Source organism: Peijinzhouia sedimentorum, assembly GCF_049340005.1.
GTDB lineage: Bacteria > Bacteroidota > Bacteroidia > Cytophagales > Cyclobacteriaceae > CAXBDP01.
The window spans coordinates 255,326-274,542 of record NZ_JBMPIY010000001.1; the positions used below are offsets into that span (position 1 = coordinate 255,326).

General features: G+C 38.3%; 17 protein-coding genes and 1 riboswitch. Of the genes, 8 read left to right on the forward strand and 9 right to left on the reverse strand.

From position 1 onward, the window contains the following. Window positions 1-52: 52 nt before the first annotated feature. Genes ACOXY8_RS01190 through ACOXY8_RS01200 form a run of 3 tightly spaced genes read right to left on the reverse strand, consistent with a single transcriptional unit; the run spans window position 53 to window position 1,872 of the window. A complete protein-coding gene (locus tag ACOXY8_RS01190) occupies window positions 53-808 on the reverse strand; it encodes an ImmA/IrrE family metallo-endopeptidase (protein WP_458329727.1) in 756 nt (251 codons plus the stop codon). A 46-nt stretch (window positions 809-854) separates the two neighbouring features. After that, window positions 855-1,208 carry a hypothetical protein gene (locus ACOXY8_RS01195; protein WP_458329728.1) on the reverse strand — a complete coding sequence of 118 codons (354 nt, stop codon included), beginning with the start codon at window positions 1,206-1,208 and terminating at the stop codon, window positions 855-857. Further along, window positions 1,195-1,872 carry a hypothetical protein gene (locus ACOXY8_RS01200; protein ID WP_458329729.1) on the reverse strand — a complete coding sequence of 226 codons (678 nt, stop codon included), beginning with the start codon at window positions 1,870-1,872 and terminating at the stop codon, window positions 1,195-1,197. The genes ACOXY8_RS01195 and ACOXY8_RS01200 overlap by 14 nt, the downstream gene beginning before the upstream one ends. Before the next feature lie 129 nt (window positions 1,873-2,001). Between ACOXY8_RS01200 and ACOXY8_RS01205 the strand changes: the two genes are divergently transcribed. From ACOXY8_RS01205 to ACOXY8_RS01220, 4 genes are read left to right on the forward strand one after another with little or no spacing between them, the layout of a single operon-like run. Continuing rightward, window positions 2,002-2,490 (forward strand): multiubiquitin domain-containing protein, encoded by a 489-nt coding sequence (locus ACOXY8_RS01205; RefSeq protein ID WP_458329730.1) that lies wholly within the window; start codon window positions 2,002-2,004, stop codon window positions 2,488-2,490. Continuing rightward, the gene (locus ACOXY8_RS01210; RefSeq protein ID WP_458329731.1) at window positions 2,465-2,908 is read left to right on the forward strand and encodes a DUF6791 domain-containing protein; all 444 of its coding nucleotides are present in this window, start codon (window positions 2,465-2,467) and stop codon (window positions 2,906-2,908) included. Before ACOXY8_RS01205 ends, ACOXY8_RS01210 begins: the two co-directional genes overlap by 26 nt. Continuing rightward, a complete protein-coding gene (locus ACOXY8_RS01215) occupies window positions 2,909-3,664 on the forward strand; it encodes a ThiF family adenylyltransferase (RefSeq protein ID WP_458329732.1) in 756 nt (251 codons plus the stop codon). It abuts the gene before it with no gap. Then, window positions 3,645-4,007: a DUF6527 family protein gene (locus tag ACOXY8_RS01220; RefSeq protein WP_458329733.1), complete on the forward strand. Its 363-nt coding sequence runs from the start codon at window positions 3,645-3,647 to the stop codon at window positions 4,005-4,007. Before ACOXY8_RS01215 ends, ACOXY8_RS01220 begins: the two co-directional genes overlap by 20 nt. Window positions 4,008-4,308: 301 nt before the next feature. On the opposite strand, the gene ACOXY8_RS01225 is transcribed toward ACOXY8_RS01220, so the two are convergent. From ACOXY8_RS01225 to alaS, 3 genes are read right to left on the reverse strand one after another with little or no spacing between them, the layout of a single operon-like run. Continuing rightward, window positions 4,309-5,436, reverse strand: coding sequence for a redoxin domain-containing protein (locus tag ACOXY8_RS01225; RefSeq protein ID WP_458329734.1), 1,128 nt, complete (start codon window positions 5,434-5,436; stop codon window positions 4,309-4,311). A gap of 43 nt (window positions 5,437-5,479) precedes the next feature. Next, entirely contained in the window at window positions 5,480-6,940 is a 1,461-nt protein-coding gene (gene gatB / locus ACOXY8_RS01230; protein ID WP_458329735.1) for an Asp-tRNA(Asn)/Glu-tRNA(Gln) amidotransferase subunit GatB, read from the reverse strand. A gap of 10 nt (window positions 6,941-6,950) precedes the next feature. After that, complete coding sequence (gene alaS / locus ACOXY8_RS01235; protein ID WP_458329736.1) at window positions 6,951-9,575, reverse strand: alanine--tRNA ligase; 2,625 nt, start codon at window positions 9,573-9,575, stop codon at window positions 6,951-6,953. 144 nt (window positions 9,576-9,719) lie between these two features. Between alaS and ACOXY8_RS01240 the strand changes: the two genes are divergently transcribed. The 4 genes from ACOXY8_RS01240 (at window position 9,720) to ACOXY8_RS01255 (ending at window position 13,423) form a co-directional block, all read left to right on the forward strand. Then, a complete protein-coding gene (locus tag ACOXY8_RS01240) occupies window positions 9,720-10,697 on the forward strand; it encodes a M23 family metallopeptidase (protein ID WP_458329737.1) in 978 nt (325 codons plus the stop codon). A gap of 40 nt (window positions 10,698-10,737) precedes the next feature. Further along, entirely contained in the window at window positions 10,738-11,082 is a 345-nt protein-coding gene (locus tag ACOXY8_RS01245; protein WP_458329738.1) for a MerR family transcriptional regulator, read from the forward strand. Window positions 11,083-11,085: 3 nt separating this feature from the next. Then, window positions 11,086-12,201: a DNA-processing protein DprA gene (dprA, locus tag ACOXY8_RS01250; RefSeq protein WP_458329739.1), complete on the forward strand. Its 1,116-nt coding sequence runs from the start codon at window positions 11,086-11,088 to the stop codon at window positions 12,199-12,201. A gap of 61 nt (window positions 12,202-12,262) precedes the next feature. Next, a complete protein-coding gene (locus ACOXY8_RS01255) occupies window positions 12,263-13,423 on the forward strand; it encodes a hypothetical protein (RefSeq protein ID WP_458329740.1) in 1,161 nt (386 codons plus the stop codon). On the opposite strand, the gene ACOXY8_RS01260 is transcribed toward ACOXY8_RS01255, so the two are convergent. The 3 genes from ACOXY8_RS01260 to metH form a co-directional block, all read right to left on the reverse strand. After that, the gene (locus tag ACOXY8_RS01260) at window positions 13,420-14,268 is read right to left on the reverse strand and encodes a hydroxymethylglutaryl-CoA lyase (protein ID WP_458329741.1); all 849 of its coding nucleotides are present in this window, start codon (window positions 14,266-14,268) and stop codon (window positions 13,420-13,422) included. The two genes, ACOXY8_RS01255 and ACOXY8_RS01260, sit on opposite strands and share 4 nt — an antisense overlap. A 50-nt stretch (window positions 14,269-14,318) precedes the next feature. Then, entirely contained in the window at window positions 14,319-15,275 is a 957-nt protein-coding gene (gene metF / locus ACOXY8_RS01265; protein ID WP_458329742.1) for a methylenetetrahydrofolate reductase [NAD(P)H], read from the reverse strand. A 62-nt stretch (window positions 15,276-15,337) separates the two neighbouring features. After that, window positions 15,338-19,030 (reverse strand): methionine synthase, encoded by a 3,693-nt coding sequence (metH, locus tag ACOXY8_RS01270; RefSeq protein WP_458329743.1) that lies wholly within the window; start codon window positions 19,028-19,030, stop codon window positions 15,338-15,340. 50 nt (window positions 19,031-19,080) lie between these two features. Next, a riboswitch (SAM riboswitch) is annotated at window positions 19,081-19,182 on the reverse strand. Between the last annotated feature and the right edge of the window lie 35 nt (window positions 19,183-19,217).

Below are 19,217 nucleotides of genomic sequence, written 5' to 3' on the forward strand. Positions count from 1 at the left end.
ATTATTTTGAACCCTAATAGGCTTTGTGGCTTAAACATGTAAGGGGAGTAAATCAATCAAACCAAATTAAACTTATTACATATCCATAGCTGTCGGAATAATAGCATTGCTCATACATCCGTCTGTTTGCTCTGTTATCATTTGAAGGTGTGTAAAACCAGTCGTCTGCTGATACGGATTCAATTCCTATGTATTTACTGTTTTCTTTTGTAAAATACTCTCCTACAACTGTCGTCTGCGGAACTGTGTTACCTATTTTAAATTTAAAAGTCCAATTTGGAAAGTCAATACTTTTCACAAACCACTTAGCAACATTATCTTTTGAAATAACAGCAAATATTTCGTGCGTTCCAACTTCTCCGAAACGGATAAGGGTTGATAATACGCTTGTTTGAAAGCTATTTGAAAGGCTAAGAATTGTATCAATAGAAAACTTTTTGTTTCCAGTTAGTTTCCTGTATTCTGAGGAAAAGTTTCTGAATTTGTCTTTTGGCATTAGTAGGCAACTTGCAAAATAGTCTGCTTCTAATTCAATTGCCGATTTGTGGTTGATGTTATGAAATGAAGCGTGTGGTTCAAGCAAACCGTATTTTAAACCCAAACGATGTTCGTCCAAGAAAAAATGGCCGAGCTCGTGAGCAAGTGTAAATCTTCCACGTTTAGAGTTTTGCTTGTTCCCGTTATCAATATTTATGTGAATGTGAAAGTCTTTGTTATCTATATCATATAGCAACATTCCATCAAAAGCGTCTTCGTAGTTATCAAAATGAATCGGTACACTTTCAAACTTGGCAATCTCATCAAGCAAAGTAAGATTTTTGTTTGAAAACTCATTAGCAATATATTCTGCTAATTTACTTATTTGTGTTTTCCGACCCGTCTGAATCATCTTTTGGTTTACTTTGATTTTTCTTGATTTTGTCCATAATGTGCTTAGCCAAGTTATTGCCATTACGTGCTGCCACACGATATGGGTTGATTTCTTCCTGATTAATGTAAGTAGGCTTTTTTACAATTTTTTCCTCTCTAAAAGTGCCGTTAATGATTTTATCTGGGTCAATTTCTTTCCCTGTTAAGCCGAAATCAACATCACCATATAGTTTTTCAAATCTTTCAAGCTCAACTTCGTTCCTTGGGAAAAGGAAACCCGTAGAAGATAACCATTCAGTTATGTTCTCTGGTGTAATATGTTTTTTATTTTGAGCCATATATTTTTATATGTGTATTAACTGCTTCAATTGCTTGTTTCTTGTAAACACGAATACTGTTTTGCGTTAGGTCAAGCTCGTCTTGTAACTTCTTCGTTAAATGTCTCGGTAAATTATACCCTTCACTTGTTATTGATTCGTGCTGCTTATATGTTAGGTAAATTATCTTATGCTTTGGCGAAAGTTTGGATAGAGCTTCATTTAAAAGTTCATATAGTCTTTTTAATTGAGCTTTACGTTCTTTCCCTAACTCTAACATTTCTATATCAGGAAAATCACGAATTATGTCTTCGTCTCCTGTGAATGGATTAGGTTCTTCTGTTTCATTTCTTTTGAAATCAGCTAAAAGTCGTTTAGCAATTCCAAAAAGGTAAAATGTGATAGCTTTACTGTAATCTTTTTGTTTCGATTTTGAAAGGTCAAATTTTGGATATTTCCAAATTCTGTCAAAAGTCTCGTAAGCTAATTCATTTGCAACCTGTTTATCATATCCCCAATTTATACAGATTGGTACAAGTTTCTTAAGAAGGTCTAATTGGTAACGAAAAATAAAAACCTTCAATGCTTCTTTAGCTACTTCCGCATAGTCAGGTTCATCCTTCCATTGGATATATTCCAAGAGATTTTCCGTTGGTTCGTTATTTAAGTCCTGACTTGTACTCATTTTTTACTGCTACATATTAGCTACCAAAAACCGTTAGTAACGGTTTGAGTAGTATGGATGAACGCTGTTACAAAGGTAAAATAATGTAACGCTTTCAGTAGTTAGTTTGAATAATTAAATTTTAAAGCAATGTCAGAAAAAAAAGAAACCAAACCTACAGGTGAAAAAGGTAAACCTGAATTTAAACTTTCAATCAATGGTAAGTTGTATGAATGGAATCATCCGAACATTACGGGTGCAGAAATTAGAAGTCTTGGGAATATCTCATTAGAGGATGAAATATTTCTAGAAAACACTAAGCCAAAGGAAGATGAATTAATTCCAGACGATAAGAAAGTAAATCTTGCCCGTCCCGGTATTGAACGCTTTTACTCTAAGACTAAGGAAGTAATCATTTTAGTGAACGGAACGCAGCACAAATGGACAAAGGAAAAAATCAGTTTCAAAGAGGTTATTGTTCTAGCGTTTGGGCAATTTATAGATAAGCCGACAATGGTTTACACTGTTGCATACGAAGATGGGCCAAGACAAAATCCCGAAGGTTCAATGTTTGCCGGTCAAGAGGTTTTTGTTAAAAATAATATGATTTTCAATGCAACAGCAACTGATAAGTCTTAATCCAGACTTGAATCGTCTGCAAGAAGAAGGTTACAATATTGAGGTAAAGGGCGGACACTTGGTTGTCCGCCAAATTCCCTACGCAACTCCTTCTAAAAACGTAGCCTACGGTACGTTGGTTTGTGTTTTAAACTATGCAACCCCAACAAAAATATCTACGCCACCTGACCACACGATTTTTTTCTGTGGTGAAACGCCTTGTAACTCTGATGGAAAACCACTTGTCGCAATAATTAATAATTCAAATAGACAACAATTGACGAGTGAACTTTTAGTAACACATTATTTTTCAAGCAAACCAAGTTCAGGCAACTACCCTAACTATTACGAAAAAATCAGGACTTATGCCGAGATACTTAGTATTAATGCAAAAGCTATTGATATTACAGTAACAACTAAACCTTTTAAAAAAGCTTAAATGAAAATAGAAGTGATGAGTGATGCAAACGTTTTTAATTATCCTGATACCAATTCTTCACGTGCAGGAATTGAGTTTCTAAATCGCAAATTTGAAAGTCAAAAAATCGCAATTATCGGATTAGGTGGAACTGGTTCATATATTCTTGACCAAATTGCAAAAACGCCTGTCAAGGAAATACACATTTTTGATGCTGATGTTTTCCAACTACACAACGCTTTTCGTTCTCCTGGTGCTGTTTCAACTGAAAAATTGGAAGCAGAAAACGGGATAAGGAAAGTAGATTACTACTATGGAATTTATTCGAATATGCACGCAGGAATAAAAGCACATGCGAAGTATGTAACGCTTGAAAATATAAGTGAGCTAAAGGATTTTAGTTATGTCTTTATAAGCATTGACAAAAATGAAATTCGCTACAATCTTACTAAAGCGTTCTTGAAGATGGGCGTAACATTTATTGATGTCGGAATTGGTGTGAACAAAGCCGGTGATTGTCTAAATGGTGCTATTCGTGTTACAGTTGGAACGACTGATAAATGCGACCATTTGGATTTTCGGATTGGTTCATCTGAATCGGAAGAAAACGAATATTCAAATAATATTCAAATTGCAGACTTGAATTGTCTTAATGCTATACTAGCAGTTTTAAAATGGAAAAAGCTAAGTGGCTTTTATCAAGATTTAAAGCAAGAGCATAATAGTTTGTTTTTAATCAATACAAATAAATTACTTAATGAGGACAATCCAGCATAAATTTATTGAGTTCATACCGAACTCTCCAGAACCAGGTATTCTTTATATTTCCGTTGAATATCGAACGGCTGTTCATTTGTGTATCTGTGGGTGTGGGAATAAGGTGGTAACCCCAATCTCACCAACAGACTGGGAAATTCGTTTTAATGGAAGATCCGTTTCTCTTTATCCATCTATTGGCAACTGGAATTTTGAGTGTAAGTCTCACTATTTCATTACACAAAATAAAATATTAATTGCTAGAAAATGGGAGGATTGGGAAATTGATGAAGTTCGTGTTGAGGATAAGATCATTAAGGAAAAATATTTTAAAAAGCAAAATAAAAGAAAGAGAAAAGATTGATTTAATTTGAAATTCATAGCCTTGTCGATTACAAGGAATTTGTTTAAAAACTAATGATAAATTGTTTCAAGTGCGGAAAATATTTGAGTAGGGTCGAATTAGCAAGTGAAATATTACTAGAGCATACATTGCCTGTTTGATTATTTATTTTCGCACATCATTAATATAGAATGAAACTCTGTGAGTTGGATTTTTAGATACAGCTCATTTGTTCCATAATTTATATTATGTTAAATTATAAATTCTAAAATAAGAAAGGGAGCTTTTACACTCCCTTTTATTCTTTTGTAATCAATTGTGCTTATTCACCAAACAACTCAATCAGTTTGGCTTCTAAGGTTGGTCCTCTTAAGTTCTTTGCAATAATTACTCCTTCAGGATCTACCATCACTGTAAATGGAATAGCATCTACTTTGTAAAGCAAGGCTGCTTCTGAATTGAAGTACTTAATATCGGAAACCTGTGGATAAGGAAGTCCATCTGCTTCGATGGCACCAACCCAATCCTCCCGCGTTCTATCAAATGAAACACCGAATACGGTAAAGCCTTTGTCATTATACTTGTTGTACAATCGTACTACATTTGGATTTTCTTCTCTACAAGGACGACACCAGCCAGCCCAGAAATCTATCAATACATATTGTCCTCTATAATCTGAAAGCGATAAAATCTCACCGTCAGGATTTGGAAGGGAAATATCCGGAGCTACAGCGCCTACAGCTAATGAGCGTGCATCGTCCACCATTCTGCCCAAGTCTGTTACCAATACAGAGTTTGGAAAGGCTGTGCGTAAATCATAAGCAAGCGAATCCATAAACTGGAAATCTGTGTCAACATCAAAGAAATTGAGCACCAAGAGCGACGCAATTGAAGGATCATTACTATAGATCAGGTTCTTCAAAGCATTCTTCTTTTGCGCTTCCACATTAAAATATTCATCTCTCAAGGAATCCATTTTATCACCATCACCTTGCTGACTTGCAGCTACAAACTGATCGTTTAAGGCTCTCTCCTTTTCCTGATATTCACGAATGATCACCTGCATTGCCGTAAATAAATCCGTATCTCTAGAACCTTCGATCTTAGCTTTATCACTTGATTCTGATGCATCTAAACTTACTTTAACATCCTCATCATTAAGCACTAAAGTGATTGGAGTTAAATCAAAAACACGCAATAAAAATAGGTTTGGTTGATCTAGAGAAACTATAGTTTCAAAGGAATTCTTATTGTCTAAGCTTATCGTATCAATAGTTTTCAATTCATTCGCTTCAAGAGCTTGAAGAAGAATAAGTCCCTCCTTTGGATTCTTAATTTCGCCACTCAGCGTAATTTCTAGCGGAAAAGTTTGTTGCTTATGCTCGGTCTCTTGAGGCTGGCAAGCAATGAATATTAACAGGCTTAAAATACTTAGTATCAAATTCTTCATTTGTTAAATTTTGATCAGTCCTAAAAACTTGGAGTTATATGGTTTAGTTCCTTTCGAGAACTTCTCTAACCAGTCCGCTCGCAACTTTAGGATCAGCTTTGCCTTTACTCTTTTTCATTACTTCGCCCATAAACATTCCCAAAAGGCCTTTTTTGCCATCTCTATATTCTTGCGCTTTCTCAGGAAATGCAGCGATTACCTCTTCGATAATTGGCATTAATGAATCTTCGCTACTATCCTGCACCAAGTTCAATCTCTCTGCAATTTGCAATGGATTTTCTCTTGGATTCTTTAATAGCTCCGGATAGATCTTTTGTGAAGCAGATGAGAAGTTCACCTTTCCGCTATCTACCAAATCGATCAATAGTGACAATTGCTTGGTCGTAATTGGGAAGTCTTCGATATGAAGAGTTAGTTCATTCAAATAAGATTTCACCGGACCCATTACCCAATTGGATGCAGCTTTGTAATTCTTCGTATGTGTACACAAATCTTCAAAGAATAAGGCAATCTCTTTGCTATCCGTCAACACTTGCGCATCATATTCGGGCAGATTATAATCCTTCATAAAACGATCGAACAATACCCAAGGAAGTGGCGGCATATCGTTTTTCACATTATTAAGCCATTCTTCTGAAACCACCAATGGGCTTAAATCGGGCTCTGGGAAATAACGATAATCGTTCAAATCTTCCTTCGTACGCATGCTGCTTGTTTTGCCCGATACAGCATCGAAAGTTCTGGTTTCGGATGGGATATTTTCACCCTTCTCTACCATCAAGATTTGGCGTTCAATTTCATGTTCAATCGCTCTTTGAACATTCTTAAAGGAATTCATATTTTTCACTTCCACTTTTTTGCCAAATTCCTTAGCATCCTTGAGCATGACAGAAACGTTGGCATCGCAACGAAGCGAGCCTTCTTCCATATTGCCATCGCAAATTTCTAAGTAGCGAACAAGCTTTTTGATCTCAGTTAAGAATGCATAAGCTTCGTCGGAATTGTCAATATCAGGATTGGTTACAATCTCAATTAGCGGAACGCCCGCTCTATTCAAGTCAATCAACGTATCCGTTTCTTCCGCCATGTGGATGGATTTACCGGCATCTTCTTCCATGTGAATACGTGTGAGCGTAACTGTTTTCTCCTTCTCTCCCACCTTTATTTTCACGCCACCGCCAATACAGATCGGTGTACGATCTTGCGTAACCTGATAGCCTTTTGGTAGATCTGGATAGAAGTAATTTTTGCGATCGAAGATTTGATATCTACTGATTTCACTATTACAAGCAATACCCATTTTGATGGCATATTCCACTGCCGTTTTGTTGACTTTGGGCAAAGTACCCGGATGACCTAAAGTAATTGGGCTGATATGCATATTGGGCATATTGCCATATTCCGTAGAATCCGAAACATACATTTTGCTTTGTGTCAATAATTGAGCGTGAACTTCTAGTCCAATTACAACACGGTATTTATCTCTTATTGTGGTAGTTAACATTTCCTATTTTTTACAATATCTCTTTAATCATTGATTGTGCAGCTTCTATAACTTTTGGCAAACCAGCAAGGTTTTTACCTCCCGCTGTTGCGAAAAATGGCTGACCTCCCCCTCCACCTTGAATATTCTTGGCGAGTTCTCTTACCATTTTACCAGCATCTAAGCCTTTTTCGGTCACCAAATTATCTGCAATCATCACAGCAATCATTGGCTTTTGGTCGATCTCAGCACCTAAGATAAGCATCAAGTTTTCAACCTCATTTTTTAATTCATAAGCGATCTTTTTCAGCGCATCTGCATTGGGCAGATTCACTTGCTCTACGATCACATTCATGCTGGAATGAGCAAACAGCTTTTGCTTCAATTCATCCTTCATACCGGAAGCTTTGTCGAGATGCAGCTTTTCCAATTCCTTTTGCAGATTGCTACGATCGTCCAGCAATTGTTGGAGTGCTTTGGCAACATCTTTTGGTGCTTTCAATATCTGTTGCACTTCATTAAGAATGGCTTCTTTTTCACGCATATAAAGTTCGGCTCCTTCAGAAGTCAACGCTTCGATGCGTCGAACACCCGCAGCAACAGAACTCTCGCTCACTATTTTAAAATAGCCAATATTACCTGTTGCCGGAGTATGCGTACCACCGCATAACTCTACGCTGAAATCCTGTCCAAAAGTAATCACACGTACAAATTCGCCGTATTTCTCACCGAATAGCGCTGTAGCACCCAATGCTTTTGCATCTTCTATTGGCACATTTCGCTTTTCGTCTAAGGCGATATTCTCTCTGATTTTACGATTTACAATATCTTCGATTCTTTGGATTTCGCTTTCTTCCACTTTGCTGAAATGCGAGAAATCGAATCTTAATATTTCTGAATTTACCAAAGAGCCTTTCTGCTGCACATGATTGCCTAATACTTCTCGTAAAGCTGCATGAAGCAAATGCGTTGCGCTGTGATTATTGCGTGTTCTATTTCGCTTCTCTACATCGATTTGGCAAAGAAAGTCTGCTTCCAGATTGCTCGGTAGCTTTTTCGTGAATTGGATGATCAGGTCATTTTCCTTTTTGGTATCGAATACTTCGATAGTTTCATCACCACAAATCAACCTGCCGCTATCTCCTACTTGGCCACCACTTTCGGCATAAAATGGTGTTTTGTCCAATACCAATTGGTAATATGTGCCTCCTTTTTCTTTTATCTCTCTATAGCGTAGCAATTTGGCAGATGCTTCAGTATTGTCATATCCCACAAATTCCACATCCGTTTCATCCGATACGATCATCCAATCTGATTTCTCTTGCTCAGCTGCTTTGCGCGATCTTGATTTCTGAGATTCTAATTCTTTTTTGAATCCTGCCTCATCTAATTGGAGGTTATTTTCTCTTGCTAATAAAGCCGTGAGGTCATAAGGAAAACCGAAAGTGTCGTACAATTCGAAAATCTGACTTCCTGGAATAGTATTGGATTTTAAGTTCTCTTTAATCTGCTGGAAGCTTTTAAGACCATTCTCAAGTGTACGGAGAAAAGAAATTTCCTCTTCCATAATCACACGAGCGATGAAATCTTGCTGGCTTTTAAGTTCCGGAAATACGCCATCGAACTGATCGGCCAAAATCGGTAGCAGTCTGAATAAAAATGGATCGCGGAAATTCAAGAATGTATAGCCATAACGAACTGCACGACGAAGAATCCGGCGAATTACATAACCCGCCTTATTATTACTCGGCAATTGACCGTCCGCAATCGTGAATGAGATAGCTCTGATATGATCCACAATTACACGGATGGCAATATCCGTTTTGGTATCGGCGCCATATTTCACTCCGGCTTCAGCGGAAATTGCTTCGATCAATGGAGTGAATACGTCGGTATCGTAATTTGATGTCTTTTGCTGAATGGCCATGCAAAGCCTTTCGAAACCCATTCCTGTATCCACATGCTGTGCAGGCAAAGGCTTCAAACTTCCATCGGCCATGCGATTGAATTGCATAAATACCAGGTTCCAAATCTCCACAACTTGCGGGTGGTCATTGTTGACCAAATCACGACCCGGCACTTTATCTACCTCAGATTGAGGTCTTAAGTCTATATGGATTTCCGAACATGGGCCGCAAGGACCTGTATCGCCCATTTCCCAGAAATTGTCCTTTTTGGAGCCATAGATAATACGCTCTGCCGGGATTATTTCATTCCACAAGTCAAACGCCTCCTGATCGAAAGCCAAGTTATCATCCTTGTCACCTTCAAACACAGATGCATACATTCTGTCTTTTGGCAGTTGATATACTTCCGTCAACAATTCCCAAGCCCATTGGATCGCTTCCTTCTTGAAGTAATCGCCAAAGGACCAATTTCCTAGCATCTCGAACATGGTGTGGTGGTAGGTATCCATACCAACATCTTCCAAGTCATTGTGCTTGCCCGAAACCCGAAGGCACTTCTGACTGTTGGCAACGCGAGGCCAAGGTGCCACCTTATTACCCAGGAAATAATCCTTAAACTGATTCATACCAGCATTGGTAAACATTAAGGTTGGGTCATTTTGTACTACTAGAGGCGATGAAGGCACATAACTATGCTCTTTGCTTTTGAAAAACTCGATGTATTTTTGACGTATTATTTTCGATTCCATTCGGATCTTGGACTTTTTCGTAAGACTTGAACTATAAAAAACTATAATCGTATATTTGCGACAGTAAAATTACCGTTATTTGGGTGTCTTGATTAAATATTTTACACCAAAGCACAAAATTAAGATAATATTTAACCCTACCACATGGCAAGAATAAAATATTACTACGATACCGAAACCTGCAAGTACGAACGCGTACGAGTAAGCAAATGGGATGTATTTCTCAATTTTTTAGGTTTCTTCTCAGTATCATTTATCCTTGCCATCAGCATACTTTTTATTTACAGCCAATACTTCGAATCTCCAAAAGAAGCTCAACTCAAAAAGGAAAATGAAGAGCTCGTAATCTATTATGAGTTTTTCAAACAAGAGCTAGATAAGATGAACTCTGTGATAGCTTCATTAGAAGAAAGAGATGATGATATATACCGCGTAATATTTGAAGCAGAGCCGATTCCAGCGACTATCCGCAGAGGTGGCATTGGCGGTGTTGACAGATACAAATCCTTCAAGGAAAGTGGTTTACAGCGGGAGGAATTAATTATTGACTTGATGAAAGAGGTTGACATACTAAAAAGGAAAATGTATGTCCAAACACGAAGTCATGACGAACTGATGGAGCTGGCCATGAATAAAGAGGAACTTTGGGCGGCCATTCCATCTATCCAGCCAATCAACAATAAAGAATTAAATAGACTTGCTTCCGGCTATGGAATGCGAACCCATCCAATTCTGAAAGTAAAGAAATTCCATGCCGGTGTAGATTTCTCCGCTCCTCGTGGCACACCAATCTACGCAACAGGTGATGGCGTAATAGTAGAAGTAAAAACCACTTTTGGGGGATATGGAAAATATATAGAAGTAGATCATGGATTTGGCTATTTAACCAGATATGCACACATGAGTGCTTTTGAAGTACGAAAAGGTCAAAAAGTAAAGCGTGGCGAAAAAATCGGCTATGTTGGTTCAAGCGGTCAATCTACTTCGCCTCACCTGCATTATGAAATATTGAAAGATGGCAAATTCGTAAATCCAGTAAATTACTTCTTCCAAGATTTGACTCCTGAAGAATACGAGAAATTGCTTGAGCTTGCTTCAATCGAAAACCAATCACTTTCTTAATTAGAATGCATTATATTTAAGCACCGAATACCAAAACGAGATGCCTTACAAGGAAAAAGAGATAGAGAAAAAGTATTACACCATTGGGGAAGTTGCTGCAATGTTCAAAGTAGCTACCTCAATGATTCGTTTTTGGGAAAGTGAGTTTGATATAATAAAGCCGGGTAAGAACAAAAAAGGCAATCGAGTATTCACCAAGAAAGATGTAGAAAGCGTAAAGCTCGTTTACCATCTCGTAAAAGAAAAAGGCTACACATTGCAAGGTGCTAGGGAATTTATCAAGAATTCACAGCAAGAAGGTACAATTACCGACAATGTAGCCATGATCAATTCACTCCGTAACATCAGAAGCTTCCTTGTGGAGCTACAGGAAAGCCTTCCTTAGTCAATGGCCGCAGACGATAGGCTATATCAACTTGCGCTGTACCTCACTCCTTCCATTGGTGATTTCAATATCCGGCAACTCATAAGTTATTGTGGTAGTGCGCAAAAGGTATTCGATTTACCTGAAGGCAAACTTTTGAAAATCCCAGGCGTTGGTAAAAAAACGACTGAGATTATTAAAACCAAATCTACTTTTGACATAGCCAAAGCTGAACTGGAGGAAATCGACAAGCATGGCATCGATCTACTTTTCTTTACAGATTCTCACTATCCCACCAAGCTCAAGCATATTCCAGATGGCCCGGCCGTTTTGTATTTCAAAGGAAATAGGGCATCTCTGCAAAGCTCATTCAATTTGGCAATTGTAGGCTCTAGAAATGCATCAGAATATGGTCGATCAGTTACCGAAGAACTCATAAAGAACATTGCAGGCAAGGATATCATGATTGTAAGTGGACTTGCTTATGGGATTGATATTCAAGCTCACAGAATGGCTTTGAAGTATGGATTACCTACCATTGCGGTGATGGGTAATGGTATGGATAAAATTTACCCTGCAGCACATCGAGATATAGCCAAGCAAATGCAAGAAGCGGGAGGAATTATGACTGAACTTCCATTAGGTTCAATTCCAGATGCACATAATTTTCCTGCCCGAAATAGAATAGTAGCTGGAATGGCCGATGCCGTGATTGTGGTAGAAGCTGCAAAAAAAGGGGGTGCATTGATTACTGCCGAACTTGCCAATGGTTACAATAGAGAAGTCTTTGCCGTTCCGGGTAATTTGGGTAATACATATTCGGAAGGCTGTAATAATTTAATTAGCCAAAATAAGGCTAGAATTTTCACCAGCATCATCCAATGCCTCGCAGAAATGGGCTGGGATGATACAGATTTGTCCGCACCTAAAAACCAAAATGGGAATTACAACCAAGCGGATTTTACTGAAGAAGAATGGCAAGTATTAAATCAATTGATTGAGGCTAAAAGTGCCATTCTACTTGATGAGCTTAGCTGGCGTACACAAATAAACGTAAGCAGACTAGCAGGAATACTATTGAGCCTTGAATTTAAAGGTGTTGTGAAATCATTGCCGGGAAAAAGATTTGGTCTTTCTTAAATTAGATTATTGAATTTCCTGCAATTACCGTAATTTCAAACCTGCAATACACCTATTTCCCATGAAAACCAATCCTAGTCATACAAGACTAGCACTTATTGATCTTTGGCGAGGAGTACTTTTGGTGCTTATATCCTTATTGACCCTGTGGTATTTCACAGGCAATAATATGGGTGCTGAATTTTGGACTAGAAGACAGTTTGCCGACCTCCCGCCTTTTCAATTTTGGGCAACTTTGGTAGCGAGCTTAGCTATTCCAAGCATTTATATTTTGCTAGGCGCATCAATCATTTTGTTTTCTAAAAACAAAAAATGGGAAAGCTGGAATACACCGAAAATAGCTCGAACGATGGCAACTCGTGGTGTTTTCTTAATCGCTCTTCAATTTTTAATTGAAAACCCTTTGCGCATATTAGCCAATTTTAAATTTCAAGGTTTTTCTATACAGCAAATTAACACCGGCTTTGAGTTTTACTCTTCCAATCTATTATACTTTGGAATCCTTTCATCTTTGGGATTCTGCCTTATATTTTGGAGTGTATTCACCAAGATTAGAAGCAAACAGCTATTGGCTATATCGGTTCTTTTAATGGGACTTGGCTGGACAATTATAAATCTAAAAGGCCTTTCAAACCCAAATGAGGCTATTTATTTTAGATTTTTGGCAATTCCAGGATTCACCATTCCCATTAAAGTTGGATTTGCATTATTACCTTGGATGGGCTTACCGGGATTCGGAATGGTGCTAGCAAGATATTACCGAAAGCAGCCAATACAGACGTTGAAAATCACCACTATACTAGCCTTGGTTTTGCTATTAGTTTTTGTGGTTCTTCGATGGAAAAATCTTTACGATGATTTCACAATGAGAGACAATGGTTTGATAGGCTTTTTTAATTTCAGTAAACTGCCACCATCACTCAGTTATATTGTTTTATCTACTTCTTTTGGATTGACAATACTTTACTTGAGCTTTCATTTTATCAAAAAGAGAACCTTGGTGAGAGATGCGCTTATCGTTTACGGTAGTTCTCCCCTCCTTTTCTATATCCTGCAATTGTTTCTATTTGGCATTGCAGGATTGTTTATCGATTTCTCAGCTTCACCAGTATTGACAATACTTACTTGGCTAAGTATGCTCACCATTATTCTGCTACTACTCGATTACTTTGAGCATAATTTCAAAGCACTGAAAACTGAGTCGGTGTGGAATTACTTTTAATTAGGGAAGATTTCTCCCGCCATTGTTAATGACTTTTTGAATTCAGATTTATCCAAGCCCAATTCTATCTTATTGGCTTCTAAAACAGCTATTAATTGCTCAGTAGCTAAATTTCCGGTCAAATCATCCTTTGCCATTGGGCAGCCACCAAATCCTCGCATTGCAGAGTCAATTCGTTGCACATTTGCCCTAATCATTGCTTCAATTTTCACCATCGAAGTATCTGGCGTGCTATGCAGATGCGCACCAAATTCCACTTCCGGAAATGCTTTCATCAATGCCGGGAAAATATCTTCTATCTGCTGAGGTTTTGCATTGCCAATGGTATCAGATACGGAAATGATTTTTACTCCCAAATCAGCAAGCTTCTCGGTATATTTCTCTACCAATTCCACATTGTACACATCATTGTATGGATTCCCAAATCCCATCGAGATGTAGGCTACTACGGCTTTATTTTTCTGCTCGGCTATTTCTTGAATTTTCGCCAACTCCTCCAAAGCTTGGGCAATAGTTTTGTTTGTATTTCTTAATTGGAAGGTCTCTGAAATAGAAAATGGAAAGCCCAAATAATCGATTTCTTCAAATTGTGCTGCATCAGTTGCTCCTCGAACATTGGCTATGATGGCAAGAAGTTTAGACTTAGTATTACTCAGATCTAATTGAGCCAATACCTCAGCTGTATCGCGCATTTGAGGAATTGCTTTTGGCGAAACAAAGCTCCCAAAATCAATGGTATCAAAACCAACTTTTAGTAATTGGTTGATATAAGCAGCTTTTTGATCAGTATCTATAAATTCTTTAATGCCTTGCATGGCATCTCTTGGGCATTCAATAATCTTCATGGCTTAATTCGATCAGAAATAATTTGTCTGGATTTAAAAGGCTTTTAGTTCTAAAATAGTTCTTTGGCTATTTGAACAATAGAATCTGATTTGCCCATTGAATAATAATGCAAACAAGGCACTCCGTAATCCATCAATTCTTTCGATTGCTTGATCGACCATTCTATTCCAATTTTCTTTACTTCTTCATTGGTTTTGCAAGTTTCCAAAGCATCTGCAAATTCCTCAGGAATATCAATATGGAAAATACGCGGGAGGGTAGTTATTTGCTTTTGAGTAGTGAGTGGTTTTAAGCCAGGAATTATCGGCACATTTATTCCATTTGCTCGGCACTTTTCTACAAACTCAAAGAACTTCTGATTGTCAAAAAACATTTGAGTAACGATATAATCAGCGCCCATATCAACCTTCATTTTCAGGTATTTAAGATCTGACTTTAGGTTTGGTGCTTCAAAGTGTTTTTCAGGGTAACCTGCTACACCAATACAAAAATCGGATGGAAAGTGATTTTGCAAATCGTCTTCTAAATACCTTCCTTCATTCATATCTTTTACCTGCTTCAACAGGTCTGTCGCATATTTATGGCCATCAGGTTCCGATATAAATACAGGCTCCGATTTAATAGGGTCGCCTCTTAATACAAGCACATTGTCAATACCCAAGAAATTGAGATCGATCAAAGCATTTTCAGTTTCTTCTTTTGAAAAGCCACCACAAATTATGTGTGGTACTGTGTCTACATCGTATCGGTTTTTAATGGCCGCGCATATTCCTACAGTTCCAGGTCTTTTGCGTACAGACTTTTTCTCAAGCAAGCCATTCCCACGGTTCTTATAAACATACTCTTCCCTGTGGTAGGTAACATCAATAAAAGGAGGTTTGAACTCCAACAATGGATCAATATGATCGAAAAGCTTATTGATGCTTTCGCCTTTTAATGGTGGCAAAACTTCAAATGAGAAGAGTGTTTTATCGCCAGCTTTTTTGAAATGTTCAGTTACTTTCATTCTATTTTTGAAATGAGATCATTGCTTAAAGATCTCTTGTTTAATTTAATAGTTTACAAATTTTAAACTTCTACTGTGACAAAATCACTTGGTTCGTAGTTGAGGTTTGGAGACAGCCATCTTTCCAAATCTTTCAAAGGCATATTCTTGCGTTTAGCAATGTCTATTACTTGGTCTCTACCAATTTTTCCTAAGCCAAAATACTTTGATTGCGGATGCGCATAGTACATTCCGCTCACCGATGAAGCTGGATACATCGCCAAACTATCCGTGAGTTCAATAGAAGCATTTTTCTCTACTTCAAGCAAATTGAACAGTGTGATTTTCTCAGTATGATCTGGACAGCCAGGATAGCCCGGAGCTGGTCGAATACCTCTATATTCTTCTTTGATCAACTCATCATTTGGCAGACTTTCATCTGAAGCATAGCCCCAATATTCCTTTCTTACTCGCTCATGCAAGTGTTCAGCAAATGCTTCTGCCAGTCGATCTGCTAAGGCTTTTAGCATTATAGAATTATAATCGTCATGTTCAGCTTTGAATTTGTCTAGCCACTTTTCGATTCCCAATCCGGCTGTTACTGCAAAGCCTCCAATATAATCCGGCAAATTAGTTTCCACTGGTGCTACAAAGTCCGCAAATGAAATATTTGGAATTCCTCCCGCCTTTTCTCCTTGCTGCCTTAGTGTGTGAAACTGCGTGATTACTTCATTCCTGTCATCATTTTCGTACACCAAAATGGTATCATCGTCTTTTACATTTGCCGGGTAAAACCCAAATACGGCATTTGCCTGAATCCATTTTTCACTAACTATTTTTTGCAATAATTCCTGTGCATCATCAAACAGCTTTTTGGCTTCTACACCATAATTTGGATCGTTCAAAATTTTCGGATATCTGCCTTTCATTTCCCAAGTCTGAAAAAATGGTGTCCAATCGATATAAGGAACCAAGTTTTCAAGAGGATAATCAATCAATGTTTTGGTTCCTAAAAAGGTCGGTTTTGGCGCAGAAGGTTGATCCCAATCTATTTTGAATTTATTCGCTCTTGCACTTTCGATGTCGATAAATCTCTTGTCTTTATTTCTGCTTTTATGGTCGGTGCTTAGCTTGGTATATTCCTCTTTGATGGATTGGAAAAAGGCTTCCTTATTTTCGGATAATAAGTTTGATGCAACAGGAACACTGCGGGAAGCATCATTTACATGCACTACAGGGCCTGAATATACGGGAGCAATTTTCACGGCTGTATGAATGCGGGAGGTTGTAGCACCTCCTATAAGTAATGGCGTTTTCATTCCTCTCGCTTCCATTTCTTGGGCTACATATACCATTTCATCCAGCGATGGGGTAATCAATCCACTAAGTCCGATTATATCAACTTGGTGTTTTTCAGCTTCGGCAAGGATTTTCTCTAAAGGCACCATTACGCCAATATCAATCACTTCGAAGTTATTACATGCCAGCACCACTCCTACTATATTTTTACCAATATCGTGGACATCCCCTTTTACGGTAGCCATCAATATTTTACCTGCATTGCTAGAAGCTCCTTCTTGCTTTTCGGCTTCCAAAAATGGGAATAAGTAGGCCACGGCTTTTTTCATTACACGCGCGCTTTTCACCACTTGTGGGAGGAACATTTTACCTTCGCCAAATAAATCACCAACGATGTTCATTCCAGCCATTAATGGACCTTCAATTACACTTAGTGGCTTGTCAAATAGCTTTCTGGCTTCCTCAGTATCTTCATCTATATATTCAACTATCCCTTTCACTAAGGAATGGCTAAGGCGCTTTTCTACAGGCTCTAATCTCCAGCTTTCGTCGCGTACCTGCACTTTTCCTTTGGAGGTGATTTTCTCGGCTTGTTCAAGCAATCTCTCCGTAGCATCTTGTCGGCGATTGAGGAGTACATCTTCAATTCGTTCTAGCAGCTCTTTTGGAATCTCTTCATATACTTCGATCATCCCGGCATTTACGATTCCCATATCCATTCCTGCTTTAATCGCATGATATAGGAATGCAGAGTGCATCGCCTCCCTTAATACATCATTGCCACGGAACGAAAATGAAATATTGGATACACCACCACTTACTTTGGCATAAGGAAGATTTTCCTTTATCCATCGAGTGGCATTTATAAAGTCAACTGCGTAATTATTATGTTCCTCTATACCCGTTGCGACAGTCAGAATATTAGGATCGAAAATGATATCGTGAGCTGGAAAACCTACTTTTTGAGTAAGGATATCATAGCACCTTTTACAAATTTCGATTCTGCGTTCATAATTATCGGCTTGACCATTTTCATCAAAAGCCATAACAATAATTGCAGCGCCGTATTTTCTAGCTTTGTTGGCTAGTTCTATAAATTTCTCTTCACCTTCTTTCAGGCTTATTGAATTGACAATTCCTTTGCCTTGGATACATTTTAGTCCTGCCTCAATTACCGACCATTTAGAGGAATCTACCATTATGGGTAGTTTGGAAATATCAGGTTCTGAGGCAATCAGGTTAAGGAATAGGGTCATGGCAGCTTCTGAGTCAAGCATGCCTTCATCCATATTCACATCGATGATTTGGGCGCCACCTTCTACTTGGCTAAGGGCTACTGTAAGCGCTTCATCGTAGCGATCTTCACGAATAAGTCTCGCGAATTTTTTGGAGCCTGTTACATTCGTACGCTCACCAGCATTTACAAAATTGATTTCTGGAGTGATATTGAAAGCTTCCAATCCACTCAGCCTCATCAATGGTTTTATTTTAGGAATAGCTCTTGGACTGTATTTATCTGCAATAGCAGCTAATGCTCTAATATGAACTGGCGTAGTTCCACAACAGCCACCGATTATATTGATCAATCCCTCTTTAAGAAATTCCTCTACGATACTTGCCATTTCGCTGGCACTTTGATCGTACTCTCCAAATTCATTTGGCAGGCCAGCATTTGGATGCGCACTTACAAAAAATGGTGCTTTGCGCGAAAGCTCTTGCAGATAGGGCTTAAGTTGTCTAGCGCCTAAAGCACAATTGAGTCCAACCGAAAGTAAAGGAGCATGACTAATGGAATTGAGAAATGCCTCTGTAGTTTGCCCGGACAGTGTCCTCCCGCTTGCATCTGTAATGGTTCCAGAAACCATAATTGGCAATTCTCGGCCAATTTCCTCGAAAAGATCCATTATAGCGTAGAGTGCGGCCTTGCAATTCAAGGTATCAAAAACCGTCTCTATTAATAGGATATCTACTCCACCTTCAATTAAAGCTCTTGCTTGTTCTTTGTAATCTGTCACCAAATCGTCGAACAGAATTGCTCTATACCCAGGTGCATTTACATCTGGAGATAAAGAGGTGGTTTTATTTGTAGGACCAATTGAGCCTGCAACAAATCGAGGTTTATTTGGATTTGCTTTTGTGTATTCTTGAGCAGCTTTTTTAGCCAATTTTGCAGATGCCACATTAAGCTCATAAACGAGCTCTTGCATGTCATAATCTGCCATAGAAACGCGGGTGGAATTGAATGTGTTGGTTTCCAATATATCCGCACCAGCTTCTAAGTAATCCTTATGGATTTGATAAATAATATCAGGTTGGGTTAGGGAAAGTAGATCGTTATTTCCCTTTAGTGGCGAAGGATAATCTTTAAATCTTTCACCTCTATAATCCTCTTCACTCAATTTGTAGCGTTGGATCATTGTGCCCATTGCACCATCCAGCACCAAAATTCTTTCCTTTAATACGTCTTTGATTTGCATAGTTGTCTTTCTAGATGCTCAAATACAAGAAAGACAGTCAAGGTAGGCTCAACTTATCTATACCAACTATTTGTTGGTAGGGATTTGGCACCAAGTCGAACAAGGTTGCCAAGACGTCAAAGGGCCCTTCCCTCGGTCTTTCTTGATAAGATTTACAAAAGAAGCACAAAAGATTCGCTTTGCAAAG

Coding starts and splice junctions, on each gene's coding strand:
- ACOXY8_RS01195 (WP_458329728.1), bottom strand. CDS start 1,208: ATGGCTCAAAATAAAAAACATATTACACCAGAGAACATAACTGAATGG.
- ACOXY8_RS01200 (WP_458329729.1), bottom strand. CDS start 1,872: ATGAGTACAAGTCAGGACTTAAATAACGAACCAACGGAAAATCTCTTG.
- ACOXY8_RS01205 (WP_458329730.1), top strand. CDS start 2,002: ATGTCAGAAAAAAAAGAAACCAAACCTACAGGTGAAAAAGGTAAACCT.
- ACOXY8_RS01210 (WP_458329731.1), top strand. CDS start 2,465: ATGCAACAGCAACTGATAAGTCTTAATCCAGACTTGAATCGTCTGCAA.
- ACOXY8_RS01215 (WP_458329732.1), top strand. CDS start 2,909: ATGAAAATAGAAGTGATGAGTGATGCAAACGTTTTTAATTATCCTGAT.
- ACOXY8_RS01220 (WP_458329733.1), top strand. CDS start 3,645: ATGAGGACAATCCAGCATAAATTTATTGAGTTCATACCGAACTCTCCA.
- ACOXY8_RS01225 (WP_458329734.1), bottom strand. CDS start 5,436: ATGAAGAATTTGATACTAAGTATTTTAAGCCTGTTAATATTCATTGCT.
- gatB (WP_458329735.1), bottom strand. CDS start 6,940: ATGTTAACTACCACAATAAGAGATAAATACCGTGTTGTAATTGGACTA.
- alaS (WP_458329736.1), bottom strand. CDS start 9,575: ATGGAATCGAAAATAATACGTCAAAAATACATCGAGTTTTTCAAAAGC.
- ACOXY8_RS01240 (WP_458329737.1), top strand. CDS start 9,720: ATGGCAAGAATAAAATATTACTACGATACCGAAACCTGCAAGTACGAA.
- ACOXY8_RS01245 (WP_458329738.1), top strand. CDS start 10,738: ATGCCTTACAAGGAAAAAGAGATAGAGAAAAAGTATTACACCATTGGG.
- dprA (WP_458329739.1), top strand. CDS start 11,086: ATGGCCGCAGACGATAGGCTATATCAACTTGCGCTGTACCTCACTCCT.
- ACOXY8_RS01255 (WP_458329740.1), top strand. CDS start 12,263: ATGAAAACCAATCCTAGTCATACAAGACTAGCACTTATTGATCTTTGG.
- ACOXY8_RS01260 (WP_458329741.1), bottom strand. CDS start 14,268: ATGAAGATTATTGAATGCCCAAGAGATGCCATGCAAGGCATTAAAGAA.
- metF (WP_458329742.1), bottom strand. CDS start 15,275: ATGAAAGTAACTGAACATTTCAAAAAAGCTGGCGATAAAACACTCTTC.
- metH (WP_458329743.1), bottom strand. CDS start 19,030: ATGCAAATCAAAGACGTATTAAAGGAAAGAATTTTGGTGCTGGATGGT.